Origin of the sequence: Kitasatospora sp. NPDC056273 (assembly GCF_042268845.1) — a bacterium.
Lineage (GTDB): Bacteria > Actinomycetota > Actinomycetes > Streptomycetales > Streptomycetaceae > Kitasatospora.
In genome coordinates, this window is sequence record NZ_JBHJSJ010000014.1 from 179,149 (window position 1) to 197,459 (window position 18,311).

The 18,311-nt window shown below is 73.2% G+C and carries 15 protein-coding genes; 9 read left to right on the top strand and 6 right to left on the bottom strand.

Translation table 11 applies throughout. The features are described 5' to 3' along the window. Positions 1-87: 87 nt before the first annotated feature. A complete protein-coding gene (locus tag ACFCY1_RS15770) occupies positions 88-747 on the bottom strand; it encodes a hypothetical protein (RefSeq protein WP_375874901.1) in 660 nt (219 codons plus the stop codon). Between the two features lie 452 nt (positions 748-1,199). Between ACFCY1_RS15770 and ACFCY1_RS15775 the strand changes: the two genes are divergently transcribed. Beyond that, positions 1,200-2,069, top strand: coding sequence for an Fpg/Nei family DNA glycosylase (locus tag ACFCY1_RS15775; protein WP_049660526.1), 870 nt, complete (start codon positions 1,200-1,202; stop codon positions 2,067-2,069). A gap of 98 nt (positions 2,070-2,167) precedes the next feature. Here ACFCY1_RS15775 and ACFCY1_RS15780 read toward each other — a convergent pair whose 3' ends face one another. After that, entirely contained in the window at positions 2,168-3,028 is an 861-nt protein-coding gene (locus ACFCY1_RS15780) for an SAM-dependent methyltransferase (protein WP_117486949.1), read from the bottom strand. 448 nt (positions 3,029-3,476) lie between these two features. Here ACFCY1_RS15780 and ACFCY1_RS15785 point away from each other — a divergent pair, with 448 nt between their 5' ends. The 5 genes from ACFCY1_RS15785 (at position 3,477) to ACFCY1_RS15805 (ending at position 9,093) form a co-directional block, all read left to right on the top strand. After that, positions 3,477-4,142, top strand: a complete 666-nt coding sequence (locus ACFCY1_RS15785) for a polysaccharide deacetylase family protein (RefSeq protein ID WP_158077770.1) — start codon at positions 3,477-3,479, stop codon at positions 4,140-4,142. Between the two features lie 151 nt (positions 4,143-4,293). Further along, positions 4,294-4,620, top strand: a complete 327-nt coding sequence (locus tag ACFCY1_RS15790; RefSeq protein WP_049658296.1) for a hypothetical protein — start codon at positions 4,294-4,296, stop codon at positions 4,618-4,620. A gap of 165 nt (positions 4,621-4,785) precedes the next feature. Beyond that, positions 4,786-5,658, top strand: coding sequence for a sulfurtransferase (locus ACFCY1_RS15795; protein WP_049658298.1), 873 nt, complete (start codon positions 4,786-4,788; stop codon positions 5,656-5,658). A gap of 214 nt (positions 5,659-5,872) precedes the next feature. Beyond that, on the top strand, positions 5,873-7,399 hold the full coding sequence (locus ACFCY1_RS15800) for a M1 family metallopeptidase (RefSeq protein ID WP_117486948.1): 1,527 nt from the start codon (positions 5,873-5,875) through the stop codon (positions 7,397-7,399). 164 nt (positions 7,400-7,563) lie between these two features. Further along, on the top strand, positions 7,564-9,093 hold the full coding sequence (locus tag ACFCY1_RS15805) for a M1 family metallopeptidase (protein ID WP_375874902.1): 1,530 nt from the start codon (positions 7,564-7,566) through the stop codon (positions 9,091-9,093). Between the two features lie 67 nt (positions 9,094-9,160). Here the strand turns inward: ACFCY1_RS15805 and ACFCY1_RS15810 are convergent, their stop codons facing one another. The 3 genes from ACFCY1_RS15810 to ACFCY1_RS15820 form a co-directional block, all read right to left on the bottom strand. After that, the gene (locus ACFCY1_RS15810) at positions 9,161-9,970 is read right to left on the bottom strand and encodes an aminoglycoside N(3)-acetyltransferase (RefSeq protein WP_375874903.1); all 810 of its coding nucleotides are present in this window, start codon (positions 9,968-9,970) and stop codon (positions 9,161-9,163) included. 98 nt (positions 9,971-10,068) lie between these two features. Beyond that, positions 10,069-11,190 (bottom strand): alkene reductase, encoded by a 1,122-nt coding sequence (locus ACFCY1_RS15815; protein ID WP_375874904.1) that lies wholly within the window; start codon positions 11,188-11,190, stop codon positions 10,069-10,071. Positions 11,191-11,224: 34 nt separating this feature from the next. Next, complete coding sequence (locus tag ACFCY1_RS15820; RefSeq protein WP_375874905.1) at positions 11,225-12,592, bottom strand: condensation domain-containing protein; 1,368 nt, start codon at positions 12,590-12,592, stop codon at positions 11,225-11,227. Positions 12,593-12,843: 251 nt separating this feature from the next. Between ACFCY1_RS15820 and ACFCY1_RS15825 the strand changes: the two genes are divergently transcribed. The 3 genes from ACFCY1_RS15825 to ACFCY1_RS15835 all read left to right on the top strand — a co-directional run bounded on the left by ACFCY1_RS15825 (position 12,844) and on the right by ACFCY1_RS15835 (position 18,093). Beyond that, a complete protein-coding gene (locus ACFCY1_RS15825) occupies positions 12,844-14,148 on the top strand; it encodes an MFS transporter (protein ID WP_375874906.1) in 1,305 nt (434 codons plus the stop codon). Between the two features lie 139 nt (positions 14,149-14,287). Further along, positions 14,288-15,466, top strand: a complete 1,179-nt coding sequence (locus ACFCY1_RS15830) for a serine hydrolase domain-containing protein (RefSeq protein WP_375874907.1) — start codon at positions 14,288-14,290, stop codon at positions 15,464-15,466. A 164-nt stretch (positions 15,467-15,630) separates the two neighbouring features. Then, positions 15,631-18,093 (top strand): penicillin acylase family protein, encoded by a 2,463-nt coding sequence (locus ACFCY1_RS15835; RefSeq protein ID WP_375874908.1) that lies wholly within the window; start codon positions 15,631-15,633, stop codon positions 18,091-18,093. Here the strand turns inward: ACFCY1_RS15835 and ACFCY1_RS15840 are convergent. Continuing rightward, complete coding sequence (locus ACFCY1_RS15840) at positions 18,003-18,305, bottom strand: glycosyltransferase (protein ID WP_375874911.1); 303 nt, start codon at positions 18,303-18,305, stop codon at positions 18,003-18,005. The genes ACFCY1_RS15835 and ACFCY1_RS15840 overlap by 91 nt on opposite strands. Positions 18,306-18,311: the final 6 nt, after the last annotated feature.

Genomic DNA, 18,311 nt, shown 5'->3' on the forward strand with positions numbered 1-18,311 from the left:
GCTCTCGGGCGTACGGGTCGGCGCGGCCGGTCGGGGCCAGCGCGGGAGGAGAGAACAGCCGACTGAGCGGGCGGGGAAGCCCGTGGCTCAGACGGCCAGGGCGAACACCGGCGGACCGCGCCGGACGGCCGGACGGACGACGACGTCCTCGGCGGGGACCAGCACGCGGCTGGCCCGGGGGAACGGCACCCGGGCCGGCGGACGGGCCGGCAGCGGCGCGACCAGCAGCCGCAGCCAGCGGGCGGCGGCCGGCAGGTGGCGGTGCAGGAACTCGCCCAGCATCCGGACGGCCCCGGCCAGGCAGCAGAGTGCGGCGTCCGCGCGGCTCAGCCAGAAGGCGCCGGCCAGCGCGATCACCGTGTGCAGCAGGAGGAGCAGCAGCAGGCCGGTCTGGGCGGAGACGCCGTGGCCGAGCAGGAAGCCGCCGAGCGAGCCGCCGCCGCAGAGCAGCGGCTGGAGACCGTGTCCGGTGCCTGGCGGCAGCGAGGGACAGGTGCTCTGGGCGAGGTCGAAGAGGGTGCCGGCGGCCAGCTCCAGCGGCAGGAACACCGCCGCGACCGCCGGGAAGCCGCGTTCGCGGCCGGCCAGGGCGAAGGCCGCGGCGAAGACGGCGGCCGAGGCGAGCAGCATCGGGCCGACGGGGAGGGTGCGGCCGGTGACCAGGACCTGGCCGAGCCCGGCGAGCAGCACGACCAGCGCGGCGAAGACCGCTGCGCGGAGCGTTCTGGTGACCGGGCTGGTGTTCATGGCATCCGAGTGTGCCACAGGTTGAATGTGGAACGGTCTGCTGGGAGGGGGCTGTGAAGAGGGTCACCACCTGGGCTGAGCTGGGCTTATGCGGGGCTTACGGGGGTTGGGGTGGGGGTGTGGGCTCTCGGGAGGGTGGGTGGCGGGGGTGGCTCCGGGGGTGGCCGCTCCGGGGGCTGGATGATTTTCAGACTGCCAACCCTGGAGGTGGGGCGTTCAGATCGTTGGCAGTCTGAAAATCACCCGTCACGCCCCTCTCCGCGGCCACCCCCTGCGCCACCCCCTCCCGCAGCGCGTCCCTCTCGCCAGAGGGGAGGAGGGGGTGGGTGGGGAGTGCTGTGGGTGGGTGGGTGTTTGGGGGAGGTTTTGTTGCGGGCGCGCGGGCTTTCGCCCTGCGCGCCCGCTGGGTGGGAGCGCAGGCGGGGGGTGGGGGGTCGGGGGAGACTGGGGGCATGCCGGAGCTGCCTGAGGTCGAGGCGTTGAGTGCTTTCCTGTCCGAGCGGTTGACCGGGCGGGTGATCGCTCGGGTGCAGCCGGTGGCGATCAGTGCGTTGAAGACGTACGACCCGCCGGTGACGGCGTTGGAGGGGCGGACGGTCGGGGCGGTGACCAGGCGGGGCAAGTTCCTGGACGTGGAGGCGGAGGGGCTGCACCTGGTGGTCCACCTGGCGCGGGCGGGCTGGTTGCGGTGGAAGGACGGTCTGCCGGCTGAGCCGCCGCGGCCTTCTCCGCGCAATCCGTTGGCGTTGCGGGTGCGGTTGGCGGGGGAGGCGGGGGACGGGTTCGATCTCACCGAGGCCGGGTCGAAGAAGGGGCTGGCGGTGTACGTGGTGCGGGAGCCGGCCGAGGTGCCGGGGGTGGCCAGGCTCGGGCCGGATCCGTTGGATCCGGGCTTCGGGCTGGCGGACTTCGCGGCGCTGTTGCGGGGCGAGCGGCGTCGGCTCAAGGGGGTGCTGCGGGACCAGGGGGTGTTGGCGGGGGTGGGCAACGCCTACTCGGACGAGGTGCTGCACGCGGCCCGGATGTCGCCGTACAAGCTGGCCGCGAGTCTGACCGAGGACGAGGTGGCCCGGCTGTACGAGGCGCTCGGGGGCACGCTGCGGGAGGCAGTGGAGCGCTCGCGGGGGCTGGCGGCGGGGGAGCTGAAGGCGGAGAAGAAGCTCGGGCTGCGGGTGCACGGCCGGACCGGTGAGCCCTGCCCGGTGTGCGGGGACACCATTCGGGAGGTGTCCTTCGCGGACTCCTCGTTCCAGTACTGCCCTACCTGCCAGACCGGGGGCAAGCCGTTGGCGGACCGGCGGTTGTCGCGCCTGTTGAAGTGAGGGGGAGGGGGGGAGGGGGAGGGGGAGGAGAAGTGAGGGGGAGGGGAAGTGAGGGGTGGGACGGGTTCTGGCCGTCCCACCCGGTCGTCGGCGTTTGGTCAGCGCTTGATGGCGACGCCGCCCCAGTAGTAGGCGGCCTTCGGGTCGGCCGGGGGCTCGCCGTCGGGGCGCCAGGCCAGCACAGGGGCGACGCCCGGCTCGACCAGGTCCCAGCCGTCGAAGAAGCGGACGACGTCGTCGTAGCCGCGCGGTACCAGGGTCATCCCGCCGGCCCGGGCGGCCTCGGCGACCTTGCCGACGGCCTCGGGGTCGAAGTCCGGGGTGGGGGTGGTCAGGGCGATGCAGCTGCCGGCGGGCAGGGCGTCGCGCAGTGCGGCGACCCGGCCCCAGGGGTCGTCCTCGTCGGCGATCAGCATCAGTACGGCGATCATCAGCAGGCCGACGGGCTGGGTGAGGTCGAGGGTGGCGGTGAGCGCCGGGTCGGCGAACAGCTCCTCGGGCTTGCGCAGGTCGGCGTGGATGTAGGTGGTGCGGCTGGCCGGGCTGGAGACCATCAGGGCGCGGGCGTGGGCGAGCACGATCGGGTCGTTGTCGACGTAGACCACCCGGGTGCCGGGGCTGACCGCCTCGGCGATCTCGTGGGTGTTCGGCGAGGTCGGGATGCCGGTGCCGAGGTCGAGGAACTGGCGGATGCCGTGCTCCTGGGCGAGGTAGCGCACGGCCCGGCCCTGGAACGCCCGGTTGGCCTTGGCCATCGCCTTGACGCTCGGTACGGCCTGCTCGATGGCCTGCCCCATGGCGCGGTCCGGCGGGAAGTTGGTCTTCCCGCCCAGCCAGTAGTCGTACACGCGCGCAGAGTGCGGGGCGGTGGTGTCGACACCGAAGCGTTCCCACTGGCTGAGCTCGGTGGCGTCGTCGTCCTGCGGGCCCTGGCGGGGGGAGTCCTGACTTGTCGTCATGGCCACGTCCTCTGATGGCAGATCATCACACTGGGGAAGGCACAGCGTAGCGGTCCGGATGGGAGGTGGAGCGTCCGGTCGGGGAAGATCCGTGGAAGATCTTCGGAAGCGGAGTGGACGGCGGGAATCGTCAGACACGCCCTGGGCCGTCGGAGTGGTGATCGGGGCCGTCGGAGTTGCCCTCGGGGAACCGTGGTGACGGCCGGGGGAAGCATCCAGAATGCTGTCAGATCGTCAGATTACTTCGCGCAGATTGCTGCTGGTTGCGGCCGGAATGTCCCTGCTGGGGACGGCTGCCGGGTGTCGGAGCCCTTGGGGTGGCGGGGAGGGCGGTGCGGCGGCGGGGGCGGCCGATGCCGCCGCTCCGGCCGCCCCGGCGGGGCCGGCGGGGCCGGAGGGGGCGTCGGCCGCGCCGTCGGTGGCGGCCCCGGGGGGCACGGCGTCCGCGGTGCCCTCGCCGGCGCCGCCGTCCGGCGCCGCGCCGAGCGCGGTGCCCGTGCGCCGGGCGCTCTCCGAGGCGGAGAGCAAGCCGGTGTACGACCTGGACCCGGAGCGGAAGGTGGTGGCGCTCACCATCGACGACGGGCCGGACCCCCGGTACACGCCGACCGTGCTGTCGATGTTCGAGCAGTACGGGATCAGGGCCACGTTCTTCCTGATCGGCGAGAACGCGGTCGAGCACCCCGCTCTGGTGCGGGAGATCGCGGACCGCGGCCACCACATCGCCAACCACACCTGGACCCACCCGGACCTGCGACACATGTCGGAGGGCAAGGTGCGGGACGAGCTGGAGCGCACCTCCGACCTGCTGCAGCGGACCACCGGCCGGCAGCCCACCTGGTTCCGCGCGCCGGGCGGGGACTTCTCGGCGGTCTCGCTCAAGGTGGCCGCCGACCTGGGGATGCGGAACATGGCCTGGTCGGTGGACCCGCGGGACTGGGCCCGGCCGGGGACCTCGGCGATCATCGACCGGGTCCTCAAGAACGTCCGGCCCGGGTCGATCGTGCTCAACCACGACGGGGGCGGGGACCGGTCGCAGACGGTGGCGGCGTTGAAGGCGTACCTGCCGGTGCTCGTCGACTCGGGGTATCTCTTCACGGCTCCGCCGAACTGAGTTTCGTATGACGGGGCAGGTCGCGGTTTTAACCCTTAAACCACTCGAATGGGTGGATTAGAAGAACCGTTTCTGCGTTTTTTGGGCCTCTAGGGTGATCTCGCACCAATTAACCGGGTACTGCCGAGTACCACCTGAAAGGCCCTCACTCATGCGTCTCCGCAACGCCATGCTCGCCGCCGCCAGCGCCGTCGCCCTCGTCCTCGCCGTCCCGTTCTCCGCGAATGCCGCGACGGGCGACTTCCTCTACAAGGTCGGCCCCGGGGTCCCCGTGGGCCTGGCCGACCCGCAGAGCCGCGAGTGCATCGACCTGCCGTGGACCACTGAGGAGGACCCGGGCTTCGCGCCGGAGAACCGCACCCAGTCCACGGCCACGGTCTTCCTGGACTTCGGCTGCTCGGGCGACGTCTTCTACGTCATGAACCCCGGCAAGAAGCTCGGTGACCGGCTGAAGCTGCGCTCCGTGGTCTTCTCCTGAGCGCCGGGGAGCGTGGGGTGGCCGGGGCCGGGCGGGCGGCGTAGGTTCGAACTGTCCGGCCCGGTCGCCGGCCCCTCGCCGTGCCCGTACGCCTGTCGTCGTCGCGCGGCCCGCCGTGCCCGTGGTCGGGCGTCGCAGTCTGGGCAGAGCGAAGGAGGGCCTGGGATGACCGGCAACGGCTACGCGCACCCCGAGGCGTTGGTCCGCACCGAATGGCTGGCCCACCACCTGGACGACGGGACGATCCGGGTCGTCGAGGTGGACGAGGACACCGAGGCCTACGACCGGGACCACATCCCCGGCGCGGTCGGCTGGAACTGGACCACCGACCTGCACAGCCAGGTCGGCCGGGACTACATCGACCGCGACGGCGTCCAGCACCTGCTGCGGGCGGCCGGGGTCGAGGACGACACCACCGTGGTGCTCTACGGGGGCAACAACAACTGGTTCGCCGCCTACGCCTACTGGCTGTTGCGGCTGCGCGGCTTCGGGCCGGTGCGGCTGCTGGACGGCGGGCGCAAGAAGTGGGAGCTGGAGGAGCGGGAGCTCACCCGTGCGGTGATGGACTACCAGCACAGCGGGTTCCGGTTGAGCGGGCCCGAGCGGCCGGAGCTGCGGGCGCTGCGGGACGAGGTGCTGGCCAGGGCCGAGGTGTTCGCCAAGCCCGGGGCGGACGCGGTGCTGGTGGACGTCCGCTCGCCGGCCGAGTTCCGGGGCGAGCTGATCGCGCCCCCGCACCTGCCGCAGGAGCAGGCGCAGGTGCCCGGGCACATCCCGGGCGCGGTCAACATCCCGTGGTCCCAGGCGGCCAACGACGACGGGTCGTTCCGTTCGGCGGAGGAGCTGCGGGCGCTGTACGGGGGGAAGGGCGTGGAGCCGGAGCGCGAGGTGATCGCGTACTGCCGGATCGGCGAGCGGTCCGCGCACACCTGGTTCGCGCTCACCGAGCTGCTCGGGTACCCGCACGTGAAGAACTACGACGGCTCGTGGACGGAGTACGGCTCGTTGGTGCGGGCGCCGGTGGTGCTCGGGGCGTGAGGGGCAGGAAGGGCAGGAGGGGTGTGAGGGGCTTCAGGGGCTTCAGGGGCCTCAGGGGTGGGTGAGGTGGCGTGACGGCTTCGCGGCCGGGCTGCGAAGCCGTCGTGTCGGCGGGTTTCTTTTCATGAACATCTCACCGGAGGGGAGTGGACGAGGGGCTGCCGGGACAAGGATCGATCCGACCCAATCGTTCCGGTGATCCCTGGAGGACCACGTGCGCAAGAGGCTGATCGTCTCTGCTGCCAGTGCCCTGAGCCTGTTCCTGGCCGTTCCCGCCTCGGCTTCCGGCTTCCAGCCGGGCGCGGCCGGGGTCGGCGACCCGTACTACCCGACCTACGGCAACGGCGGGTACCGGGTCTCGCACTACGACATCCGGTTGAAGTACCAGCCCGCCACGGACGAGCTGGAGGGCACCACGACCATCCTCGCGACGGCCACCCAGGACCTCTCCCGGTTCAACCTCGACTTCGCGCTGGACGTCTCGGAGGTGCGGGTCAACGGCCGGGTCGCGAAGTTCGCCACCAGCGGTGAGCAGGAGCTGGAGATCACCCCCGCGCGGCCGCTCGCCAAGGGCTCCCAGGCCACCGTGGTGGTGCGCTACAAGGGCGTGCCCTCCACCGTGAAGAAGTACGGCTTCACCAGCTGGCACCGGACCCCGGACGGCGCCGTGGCGGCGAACGAGCCCGAGGCCGCCTGGTGGTGGTTCCCGAGCAACGACCACCCGAGCAACAAGGCCACCTACGACGTCTCGGTGCTCGTCCCGGACGGCAACCAGGTGATCAGCAACGGCGTGCTGACGGGCACCACCTCGCAGGCCGGCTGGACCCGGTACAGCTGGCGGGAGAACAAGCCGCAGGCGACGTACCTGGCCACGCTCGCGGTCGGCAAGTTCGACATCACCCGGGACACCACGCCGAGCGGGCTGCCGGTCTACAACGCGTACAGCAAGGACCTCGGCGAGAACGCGGACGCGGCGCGGGCGAGCGTCGAGCGCACCGGCGAGCTGGTGGACTGGCTGAGCGGCTACTTCGGCGAGTACCCGTTCAGCTCGGTCGGCGGCTACGTCCCCAATGTGCCGACCGGCTACGCCCTGGAGACCCAGACCCGGATCTTCTACAGCCCCCGGCAGTTCGCCCGGGGCACCAACACCTCGGTGGTCGTCCACGAGTTGGCCCACCAGTGGTACGGGGACAGCGTCTCGCTCTCCAAGTGGAGCGACATCTGGCTGAACGAGGGCTTCGCCCGGTACTCGCAGTTCCTCTGGTCGGAGCACGAGAACGAGGGCACCGCGCAGGAGCTCGCCGACTACGTCTACGCCTCGCATCCGGCCGACGACCCGTTCTGGAAGGTCAAGCCGGGCGACCCGGGCCCGGACGACCAGTTCTCCGGCGCGGTGTACGACCGGGGTGCGGTGGCCGTCCAGGCGCTGCGCAACGCCGTCGGGGACGAGAAGTTCTTCAAGATCCTGAAGGGCTGGCCCACCGAGCGCCGCTACGGCAACGCCACCATCCCGGAGTTCCAGGCCTATGCGGAGAAGGTCTCCGGGAAGAAGCTCGGGGACGTGCTGAACACCTGGCTGTTCACCCCCGGCAAGCCGGCGGTCGGGCCGGTGCCGCCGGGTGCCGCGGCCGCCGCCTCGCTGGCGCCGGCCGCGGGCCGGGTGGAGGGTCGGCTGCCGGCGGAGCCGAAGTCCTGGAAGCAGATCCAGGAGACCAACTCGGTGCACCAGTCCCATAGCTGACGACATGTCGGAATGGTCGGCGTGACGGCTTCGGGGCGCGGGCGCGAAGCCGTCATGTCGGCGCATTTCTTTTTATGAACATCTCACCGGAAGGGAGTGGGGGAGGGGTTGACGGGACAAGGATCGGTTCAACCCCATCGTTCCGGTGATCCCTGGAGGACCATGTGCGCAAGAGGCTGATCGTCTCTGCTGCCAGTGCCCTGAGCCTGTTCCTGGCCGTCCCGGCCTCGGCTTCCGGCTTCCAACCCGGCGCGGACGGCGTCGGGGACCCGTACTACCCGACCCTCGGCAACGGCGGGTACCGGGTCTCGCACTACGACATCCGGTTGAAGTACCAGCCCGCCACGGACGAGCTGGAGGGCACCACCACCATCCTTGCCACGGCCACCCAGGACCTCTCCCGGTTCAACCTCGACTTCGCGCTGAAGGTCTCCGAGGTACGGGTCAACGGCCGGGTCGCGACCTTCGCCACCAGTGGCGACCAGGAGCTGGAGATCACCCCCGCGCGGCCGCTCGCCAAGGGCGACCAGGCCACCGTGGTGGTGCGCTACAAGGACGTGCCGTCCACCGTGCAGAAGTACGGCGGCTACACCGCCTGGCGCCGCACCCCGGACGGTGCGGTGGTGGCCGGCGAGCCCGTGTCGGCCGCGTGGTGGTACCCGAGCAACGACCACCCGAGCAACAAGGCGACCTTCGACGTCTCGGTGCTGGTGCCGGACGGCAACCAGGTGATCAGCAACGGCGTGCTGACCGGGACCAGTTCGCTGGCGGGCTGGACCCGGTACAGCTGGCGGGAGAACAAGCCGCAGGCGACCTACCTGGCGACCCTGGCGATCGGCAAGTTCGACATCACCCAGGACACCACCGCGAGCGGGCTGCCGGTCTACAACGCGTACAGCAAGGACCTGGGCGACAACGGCGCCGCGGCGCGGGCGAGCATCGAGCGGACCGGCGAGCTGGTGGACTGGCTGAGCGGCTACTTCGGCGAGTACCCGTTCAGCTCCGTCGGCGGCTACGTCGCCAACACCTCGTCCAGTGGCGCCCTGGAGACCCAGACCAGGGTCTCCTACGGCCCCGGGCTGTTCGCCCGGGGCACCAACACCTCGGTGGTCGTCCACGAGCTGGCCCACCAGTGGTACGGGGACAGCGTCTCGCTCTCCAAGTGGAGCGACATCTGGCTGAACGAGGGCTTCGCCGAGTACTCGCAGTTCCTGTGGTCCGAGCACGAGAACGAGGGCACCGCGCAGGCAGTGGCCGACTACATCTACGCCTCGCACCCGGCCGACGACCCGTTCTGGACCGTCAAGCCGGGCGACCCGGGTGAGGAGAACCAGTTCTCCGGTGCGGTGTACTACCGCGGCGCGGTGGCCATCCAGGCGCTGCGCAACGCCGTCGGGGACGAGAAGTTCTTCCAGATCCTCAAGGGCTGGCCCACCGAGCGGCGCTACGGGAACGCCACCATCCCGGAGTTCCAGGCGTACGCCGAGAAGGTCTCCGGCCAGAAGCTCGGGGACCTGCTGAACACCTGGCTGTTCACCCCGAGCAAGCCGGCCGTCGGACCGGTGCCGCCGAGTGCCGCGGCCGCGGCCTCGCTGGCGCCGGGCGCGGACGCCGGCCGGGACGCGGCGCCGGTCGAGCCGAAGTCCTGGAAGAAGATCCAGGAGGCCGGTTCGGTGCACGAGGGCCGGCACTGACGGCAGCGCGGTACGAGGGGGTTCGGGTCGGCGGTTCCGCGCGCGCTGCGGGGACCGTCGGCCCGGCCTATGCCTCCCCGGGGCCGTCCGCCGCCAGCAGTTCGGTGAGGCGGCGGACGGCGAAGGGTATGAGCTCGCGGACCGGGACCAGGCGGCAGGGCGCGGCGCCGACCAGGACCTCGCGGATGCCCGCCAGCTCCTCGAACTCCCGCCCCACGACCGGGAAGTGGGTGTCGTTGTCGTCCCCCACGTCCGGTGCCTCGATCCAGACCCGCTCGCCCTGGATCGCCATCGGGAAGCGGCGGAGCTTGAGCCGGCGGTTGGGGGCGAAGGTCTCGGCGTAGTGCAGGAAGGTGTTGCGGTTGTGGCCGACGCCGACCAGCAGCACGTGCCCGCCGAGGTCGTGCAGCGCGCCGAACGGCGACTCCCGGCCGACGGCGAAGCCGAGCGAGCGCCGGGCGGTGACCTCCCGGGCGTGCGCGCCGACGGCGGCGACCGAGACCTGCGGGTGGGTGCTGCGCAGGCTCTCCGGCAGGGCGCGCAGCGCCTCCGCGACCGCGCCCGTGTCGCACGGGAGCCCGGCGTGGAACAGTGGGACGGCGGCCCGGAGTTCGGCCAGCTCGGGGCCGGGCGGGCCGCTGTGCCCGGGGGCCGGGTCGTGGACCGTGCCGGAGGTGAAGGCGGGCACGGCGACGGTGCCGCCGGGCCCGACCGCCTCGCGCAGGCCGGCCACCACGGCCGCCGCGCCGCCCTCGACCCGGCCGAGGCTGGAGAGCGAGGAGTGCACGATCAGCGCCATGCCCTCACGGACGCCCACCCGGTGCCAGCCCTCCACGAGGTCGGCGGTGGTGAGCGGGCGGGTGCCCGGTGTGGTCATGGTGCCCCCTGGTGACGGCGGTGCGGTTGGTACTGGATGGTTCGGGGCCGACCATAGCGGGTGGCACTGACAGTGGGTCAGGACGGGGGTGCCCTGGGTCAGCTCGTGGTCGGCCGGACGGTGGGGTGGTCGGCCGGGAGGCGGGGGTAGTCGGTGTAGCCGGTGGCCTCCTGGCCGTAGAGGTGGGTGGGGTCGACGGGGGTGAGCGGGGCGTTCGCGGCGAACCGTTCCGGCAGGTCGGGGTTGGCGATGAAGGCGCGGCCGTAGGAGACCAGGTCGGCCAGGCCGGCGGCCAGCACGGCCTCGCCGCGCTCGCGGTCGGTGGCGGCGCGGTTCTCGCCGACGTTGCCGATCAGCGGACCGGACCAGCGCGGGCGCAGGTCGGCCAGGGCCGGGTAGTCGTCGTTGTCGGTGAGGTGGAGGTAGGCCAGGCCGAGGCCGTCGAGTTCGGCGAGCAGGGCGCGGTAGACGGGGGCGGGGTCGGCCTCGTCCATGCCGAACTGCGGGTTGCCGGGGGACAGCCGCAGGCCGAGGCGGTCGGGACCGATGGCCTCGGCGACGGCGGTGACCAGTTCGATCGGGAAGCGCAGCCGGTCGGCGAGGGTACGGGGGCCGTACTCGTCGGTGCGCAGGTTGGTGTTGTCGGCCAGGAACTGGTGGATCAGGTAGGAGTTGGCGCCGTGCAGTTCGACGGCGTCGAAGCCGGCGGCGAGGGCCAGGCGGGCGGAGTCGACGTGGTCGGCGACGGTGCGGCGGATCTCCTCGCGGGTCATGGCGCGCGGGGTGACGGCCTCGGCCTTGCCGCCGTCCTTGACGTGCACCGGGCCCGGGGCCGGGACGGCGGAGGGGCCGGCCGGGACGTCGCCGAGCAGCCGGTTGAGCGGGTGGCCCTGGCGGCCGCCGTGCATCAGCTGGGCGGCGATCCGCCCGCCGGCGGCGTGCACGGCCCCGGTCACGGCGCGCCAGCCGGCGGCGTGCGCGGGCGTCTCCAGGCCGGGCAGGCGCCAGCCGGACTGGCCCTGCCGGCTGGGCCAGATGCCTTCGGTGACGATCAGGCCGGCGCTCGCGCGCTGGGCGTAGTACTCGGCGACGACGGGCAGCGGCGTGCCGTCCTCGGCGGCCCGGTAGCGCGTCATCGGGGCCATGACGACGCGGTTCGGCAGGTCGAGCGCGCCGAGGCGGTACGGGGTGAGCAGGGATGCGGTGGCGGTCGTGGTCATGCCGGTACGGTAGAACTTGACATCAGTGTCAGGTTCAAGCGCCGACGGCCGCCCCCTCCGCCGGCGCGGCCGCCTCGGTGAGGATCAACTCCTCGATCCCGTACAGGAACCGCTCCATCGCGGGGCGCGGCAGCACGGCCGGGTCCGCCGTCATGGCCAGGCTCAGCGCCTCGGCGGACTGCAGGGCGTCCAGGGCGTAGGTCAGGCCGGGGCGCGGCTCGAAGTCCACCGGCCAGCTGAGGGTGGTGTGCTCCTCGCCGGGGGCGGCCGGGGCCGGGAGCAGCTCCCGGGTGTCGTTGAACACGCAGGAGCGGTCGGCCAGTCGGACCCCCTCGGCGGTCAGTCGGTCGATCTCGGCGGCCAGGGCCAGCCTGTCGTAGTACGCGTGGCGATAGGTGCCGATCGCCGCGGCGTGGGTGCGGCGCACGACCTCGCCGAACTCGGCGGTGGCGTCCGGGAGATGGAAGAGGCCGTCGCCCGCGATCACGCCGACCGCGTTGGCCAGTTCCGGCAGGAAGCGGTTGTTGACCACGACGTTCAGCACGGCCTCGGTGGAGCCGGCGAGCCGGGCGGTCATCGCGGCCGTCGCGGCGAGCAGCACCGAGCCCGTGCTGACCCGGTGCCGGGCCGCGACCCGCTCGACGGCCCGGGGCAGGGCGGGGGAGCGGAGCACCGCGTTCGGGAACCGGGCGGGCTCTGCGGTGGTCGGTGGGAGGGGACGGGACGGGAAGAGTCGGGGCGGGCCGAGCCGGAGCTTGCGCACGAACTGCTTGCGGGCCCCCGCGTCGCGCCGCAGGCCGCGTTCGGAGGTCTGGAACTCGGCTTCCTCCAGCGGCTGTTGGGCTGGTTCGCGCAGCTCGGCCAGCTCCTCGGGGGAGCTGCCGAGGCAGAGCGCGGACAGGTCGGCGACCAGCCTGCTCATCCCGGAGCCGTCCACCGCGGTGTGCGAGAGCACTAGGCTGATGTGCCGGACCAGCCCGCCCGCCGTCACCGCGCCGACCCGCACCGGCCACTGGGTGGCGGTGTCGAAGGGCTGTGCCGCCAGCTCCTCGTGCAGCCGGGTGCCGAGTTCGGCCGGGTCCTCGTGCTTCCCGGCGGGCCACAGGTGGACGTCCAGGGTGCCTTCGCCGTCGACGAGTTGGCGGAGGCCGCCGGCCTCGTCGGGGCGCAGCCGGGTGTGCAGCGAGTCGTGCAGGTGCAGCAGTCGCTCCAGGGCGGCGAGCAGGGCGGGCAGGGGCAGCCCCGGGTCCAGCGGCGCGGCGGTGGCGATGTTGTAGCGCGGCGCGTCGGCCGGCGGCAGCCGTCGTACGGCGTCCCAGATGGCCCGTTGGCCCCAGGTGGCCGGTCCGGCCCCGGTCCGTCCGGACGAGAAGGCGAGCTCCAGCAGTTGGCGAGTGGTCACCGATCGGCTCTCCGTAGTGCGGTGGTCGTGGCGTCGTGGCGTCGTGGCGTCGTGCCGGTGCGTTGGGAGCGCGGGTGCTGCTGGGGAGAGTGTGGCGCACCGCCCGCCGCGCGTCGAGGGTCGTGCGGCCGGCCGCGCCCGGCGGCCGTCGGGGGTTCGGGGCTTCCAAAAGTCTCTTGATGTGAAGTATCTTGATATCGAGATTGATGCCGATCGCGCGACTCGCGCCACGCACACGACGGGGGCCTGCCATGCGGGGGAACGGACTGATAGCGCAGCTGCGGCGGCCGCCGGGCGGGCGGGACGCGCGGATCATGCTGCTGGCGCAGTGTGTCGACCGGACCGGCACGGGGGTGTGGGCAGCGGCCTCGGTGCTCTACTTCACCTACGTCTGCGGGATGGACGCGCGGCAGCTGGGACTGCTGCTCGGGGTCGGGGCGGTGGCGGGGATCGCCGGGTCCCCGCTGGCCGGGCGGGCGGCCGAACGGGTGCCGGTGCGGTGGCTGCTGATCGGCTGCCACCTGCTGCGGCTCGGGGCGATGGGGCTGCTGCTGGTGGTCGACGACTTCGCCGCGCTGCTGCCCGTGGTGGCCCTGATCTGCCTGGCCGAGCGGGCCGCCAAGACCCTGGAGATGCTGTTCGCGACCCGGGTGGCGGGCGAGCGGCGGGCCACCTACCAGGCGCTGTTCCGCAGCGTGGCCAACGCCGGGTACGCGCTCGGCGCGGGTGTCGCGGCGATCGGGCTGGCGGTCGGGACCACCGCCGCCTACCGGGTGCTGATCCTGGCCAACGGGCTGTCCTACGTGCTGGCCGCCGTGCTGGTCTGGCGCACCCGGGAGCCGTCCGGGCGCGGGCTGGTCGCGGCGAAGGCCGGGGAGGCGCCCGCCGGGGCGCCGTCCGCCGCGCCCAGCCCCTGGCGCGACCGCGGCTACCTGCGGTTCGTCCTGCTGGACATGCCGCTGAACCTGGACGACTCGGTCCTCAACGTCGGGCTGCCGCTCTGGCTGGTCCACCACACCGGCGCGCCGCACGCCGTCGTCCCGGTCTTCCTGGTGCTCAACACGGTGCTCGTGGTGCTGCTGCAACTGCGGGTCTCCGCCTGGGCGGAGGGCGCGCTCGGGGCGGCCGCGGCGGTCCGCTGGTACGGGGTGACGGTGCTGGGGGGCTGCCTGCTGATCGCGCTCGCCACCGGCGCCGGGCCGGTCCTGGCCTCGGTCGCGCTGCTGGCCGCGGCGATGCTGATCACGCTGGCGGAACTGCTGCGCTCGGTGAGCTCCTGGGAGCTGGCGGTCGTGCTGGCCCCGCCGGGCGCCCAGGCCTCGTACCTCGGGGTCGCCGGGATGTCCCAGTCGGTGCAGAAGTCGGTGGGGCCGCTGCTGCTGACCGGGGCGGTGATGGCTGCCGGGCCGGTCGGCTGGCTCGGGCTCGGCGCGGCGACCGTCGGCCTCGGCGCGCTCCAGCGCCGGGCCAGCCTGCGGCGGCTGGCGGCGCTGGGCGGGGCGGCCGACGGTGCGGGGGCCGAGCCGGCGCGGCCGGTCACGGCCTCGGTGGGCTGAGTCGCTACGGAGTCGGTGCGGGGGAGTCCCGGGGGAGTCCCGGGATGGCGCTGGGGGCGACTGGGGGACATCCCCCATTCCTCCCCCAAGTAGCGGAGCACCACAGCCCGTTCGGACCGGAACCGGTTAGCGTGCGGCCATGACTTCGATCATGGGTTCGACCCTGCGCAGGCACCTCGTCGTGGCGGCCGGCGTCACCGTGCTGCTCGCCGCCAACGCGGCCACCGCCGTCGCCCGCCCGGCCGGTCCGTCCGTCGCCGAGCAGTTGCGCCGGGACGCCGCGGCGATCCACGACCTCGGCATCAGCGGTGTGCAGGCCCGGGTGATCGGGCCCGACGGCCGCCAGGCGGTCGCCACCAGCGGCACCGCCGACGTCACCACCGGCCGCCCGGTCTCCCCCGACGGCTACTTCCGGATGGCCAGCACGGCCAAGACGATGGTCGCGACCGTGGTCCTCCAACTGGAGGCCGAGGGACGGCTGTCACTGGACGACGCGCTCGGCCACTGGCTGCCGGAGGTGGTACGGGCCAAGGGCGGAGCCGGCGGCGGGACCACCGTCCGCGAACTGCTCCAGCACCAGGGCGGCATCGTGGACCACCTGCCCGGATACGACTCGAAGGACGGGTACGAGCGGGAGCGCTACAAGGTCTACCAGCCCGAAGACCTGGTGGCCGGGGCGGAGTTCGGTACCGACAAGAGCTGGAGGTACTCCAACGTCGGCTACCTCCTGCTCGACATGGTCGTCGAGCGGGCCACCGGCCGCCCCGCCCACCGGGAGGTCGAGGACCGCGTCCTGCGCCCGCTCGGCCTCGATCGGACCCGGCTGATGGGCACCTCGCCCACTCTGCCCCGGCCGCACGCCCAGGCCTACCAGCTCTTCCCCGAACCCGACGGCCGGGTGGACGTCACCGAGCAGGTGCCGATGGACCAGGGGCTCTCCTGGGCCACCACCACACGGGACGAGAACGTCCTCCTCCGCGCACTGCTCGCGGGCCGGCTGCTGCCGGCGCGGCAACTGGCCGAGATGCGGCGGACGGTGCCCGTGGACGACCAGACCTCGGAGATGTGGCACGGCGGCGAGTACGGGCTCGGCCTGGTCAAGCGCTCGCTGACCTGCGGCGGGACCTACTGGGGCCACGACGGCGGGGACGGCGGCTTCATCACCCTCAACGGCGTCACCGAGGACGGGAAGCGCAGCGCCGTGGTCTCCATGTCCGAGGCGCTCGGCGACAGTTGGGACCACATCAAGGCCCAGGAGGACGCGGCCTCGAAGCTGATCGACCACGCCCTATGCGCCGGGAGCCCCCGCGCCAGCTGAGCGGGCGTCGGACTCTGTGATCGACGACCGCATCGTCCGACGGGAGGGTCGTGCGGGTAGGGAACGTCTCCTCCCCGGGGTGTACACGGATAGGTCGTAGGGTCGAGGGCAGGTCGTCCCGAGGGGCGATGACCGGCGGGTGCCGGCGGCCACAGGGTGAGGCCATGACGGAAGTGAAGAACATGAAGGAACGTCAGTTCCCATCGAAAATAAGGCGGTTCACCTCGGGCGCGCTAGCGGTCGGGCTGACGTCCGCGCTGCTGACGGCCCTGGTGCCCGCCGTGGCCCAGGCCGCCGGCACCGACCTCGGGACCGGCCCGGACGCCGACCGGGGTGGCTGGACCGCGAAGATCAGCCGGACCGAGTACGGCGTCCCGCACGTCCTCGCCCGCGACTTCGGCGGCCTCGGCTACGGCTACGGGTACGCCTTCGCCCAGGACAACCTCTGCCAGCTCGCCGACCAGGTGCTCACCGTGCGCGGCGAGCGCTCGCGCCACCTCGGCCCGGACGGCGAGTCCGTGGACCGGGTGAGCAACCTGGTGAGCGACACCTACCAGCAGGGCCTGCTGCGCGCCGGGACGGTGCGGCGGCTGCAGGCCGCCCCCGCGCCGCTCGGCCCGACCGACGAGGTGCGGCAGCTGGTGGACGGCTACGTCGCCGGGTACAACCGCTACCTGCGCGACACCGGCCCCGACCACCTGCCGGACCCGTCCTGCCGGGGGAAGGCCTGGGTCGGGCCGATCACCGCGGACGACCTGTGGAACATCCTCTACTCCGCCAACACCCTGGCGGGCAGCGGCGCCGCCAAGCAGCAGATCGCCACGGCCGTCCCCGCGGCCTCGACCGGGCCCGCAGCCACAGCCGGGTCCGGCGCCGAGGCCGCCGGACCCGCGGCGGACGCACCCCGGATCGCCGCTCCCGGCCACTCCGCCGACAACCCCGAACTCGGCAGCAACGCCTGGGCGATCGGGCGCGACGCCAGCCGCGACGGCACCGGCCTGCTGCTGGCCAACCCGCACCTCCAGTGGGCCGGCGAGCAGCGCTTCTACCAGGCCCAGCTGACCATCCCCGGCGTCCTGGACGTCGCCGGCGCCGGACTGTACGGCATCCCGTTCCTCCAGATCGGCCACACCCGTGGCCTCGCCTGGAGCCACACCACCAGCTACGCCGACCACCACACCCTCCACCGGCTCAGCCTGGTGCCCGGCGACCCGACCGCGTACCTGGTGGACGGCAAGGCCGAGCGGATGGCCCAGGAGACCGTCAAGGTCACCGTCCGGGCCGCCGACGGGACGCTCTCCACCGTCGACCGGACGCTCTACCGCTCCCGCCACGGCTACGTCCTCGCCGACGGCTGGACCGGGGAGCACGCCTACACCCTCGGCGACGCCAACGCCGAGAACCTCCGCTCCCTGAACCAGTGGCTGGCGGTCGGCCGCGCCCAGAACCTCGACCAGCTCCGCCAGGCCCAGCGCACCTACCAGGGCCTCCCATGGGTGTACACCACGGCCGTCGACTCCACCGGTACCACCTGGTTCACCGACGCCTCCGCCGTCCCGAACCTCCCCGACGCCCAGCGCGACCGCTGCCTGGTCGCGGGCGGCGGCTTCGGACAGGTGCTGGACGGCTCGACCGCCGCCTGCGACCCGGGCACCGACCCGGACGCGCTCGTACCCGGCGTCTTCGGCCCCGCCAACCAGCCGGGCCTGACCCGTACCGACTACGTCGCCAACTCCAACAACGGTCCGTACCTGACCAACGCGGAGGCCCCGCTCACCGGCTTTCCCGCCATGTACCAGGGCGCCTCCGCGCGGATGCTGCGCAGCCAGCTGGGCCTGCGGATGATCGCCGACCGCCGGGCCGGCACCGACGGCCTCGGCGCCCCCGGGTTCACCCTCGCCTCGCTCCAGGCGACGATGTTCGGCAACCGGGTGCAGAGCGCCGAGCTCGACCGCGACGACGCCGTGGCGCTCTGCCGCGCCCACCCGGAGATCGCCGCCTCCGACGGCAGCCGGGTCGACGTCCGCCCGGCCTGCGACGCGCTCGCCGCCTGGAACACCCGGGCCGACGCCGACAGTCGGGGCACCGTGCTCTGGCAGGCGTACCGGGACGCGCTGGCGGGGACCGGCACGACCGCCTGGCAGACGGTCCCGGCCGACCCGGCCCGGCCGCTGACCACCCCGCGCGGCATCGACGCCGCCAACCCCGAGGCCCAGCGGGCCCTGGCCGACGCGGTGAAGGGCCTGGCCGCCCGCGGCCTGCCGGTGGACGCCCCGATCGGCCTCGTCCAGCGCTGGGCGGGCATCCCGCTGCACGGCTGCTCCCACCAGCTGGGCTGCTTCAACGTGCTGACGGCGGGGCCGGATTCGGGCACCGGCGGCGGCACCTACCCGACGAACCTCGGCAGCGTCCCGCACGGCGGCACCTTCCTGATGGCCACCGAGCTGACCGACCGGGGTCCGCGCACCAGGACGCTGCTCACCTACGGCGAGTCCGCCGACCCGACCTCGCCGCACTTCACCGACCAGACCCGCGTCTACGCCCGCAAGCAGTGGGTGACCGAGCGCTTCACCGAGGCCGAGATCCGCTCCGCGCCGGGCCTCAGCGTCACCGTCCTGCGGCGCTGACGCACCGTCGCACGGGCCTCCGGGCCGCCGCCCGGGGCGGGGCCGCGGGGGGCCCGCCGGCCCCGGGGGGCGGGGGGGCCCCCCGGGCGGGCGCCCCCCCCACCCGTTGGGGTCTCCCCCCCCACGGCGGTGGCGACCACCGGCACGCCGGCCCGCATCGCCTCCTGCACCACCAGCGAGCGGGCCTCCCAACGGCTGGAGACCACCACCACGTCGGC

Bases quoted from the DNA above. Each gene is read 5' to 3' on its own strand.
- ACFCY1_RS15770 (WP_375874901.1), bottom strand. From the start codon at position 747: ATGAACACCAGCCCGGTCACCAGAACGCTCCGCGCAGCGGTCTTCGCC.
- ACFCY1_RS15775 (WP_049660526.1), top strand. From the start codon at position 1,200: ATGCCGGAGCTGCCTGAGGTCGAGGCGTTGAGTGCTTTCCTGTCCGAG.
- ACFCY1_RS15780 (WP_117486949.1), bottom strand. From the start codon at position 3,028: ATGACGACAAGTCAGGACTCCCCCCGCCAGGGCCCGCAGGACGACGAC.
- ACFCY1_RS15790 (WP_049658296.1), top strand. From the start codon at position 4,294: ATGCGTCTCCGCAACGCCATGCTCGCCGCCGCCAGCGCCGTCGCCCTC.
- ACFCY1_RS15795 (WP_049658298.1), top strand. From the start codon at position 4,786: ATGACCGGCAACGGCTACGCGCACCCCGAGGCGTTGGTCCGCACCGAA.
- ACFCY1_RS15810 (WP_375874903.1), bottom strand. From the start codon at position 9,970: ATGACCACACCGGGCACCCGCCCGCTCACCACCGCCGACCTCGTGGAG.
- ACFCY1_RS15815 (WP_375874904.1), bottom strand. From the start codon at position 11,190: ATGACCACGACCGCCACCGCATCCCTGCTCACCCCGTACCGCCTCGGC.
- ACFCY1_RS15825 (WP_375874906.1), top strand. From the start codon at position 12,844: ATGCGGGGGAACGGACTGATAGCGCAGCTGCGGCGGCCGCCGGGCGGG.
- ACFCY1_RS15830 (WP_375874907.1), top strand. From the start codon at position 14,288: ATGACTTCGATCATGGGTTCGACCCTGCGCAGGCACCTCGTCGTGGCG.
- ACFCY1_RS15835 (WP_375874908.1), top strand. From the start codon at position 15,631: ATGACGGAAGTGAAGAACATGAAGGAACGTCAGTTCCCATCGAAAATA.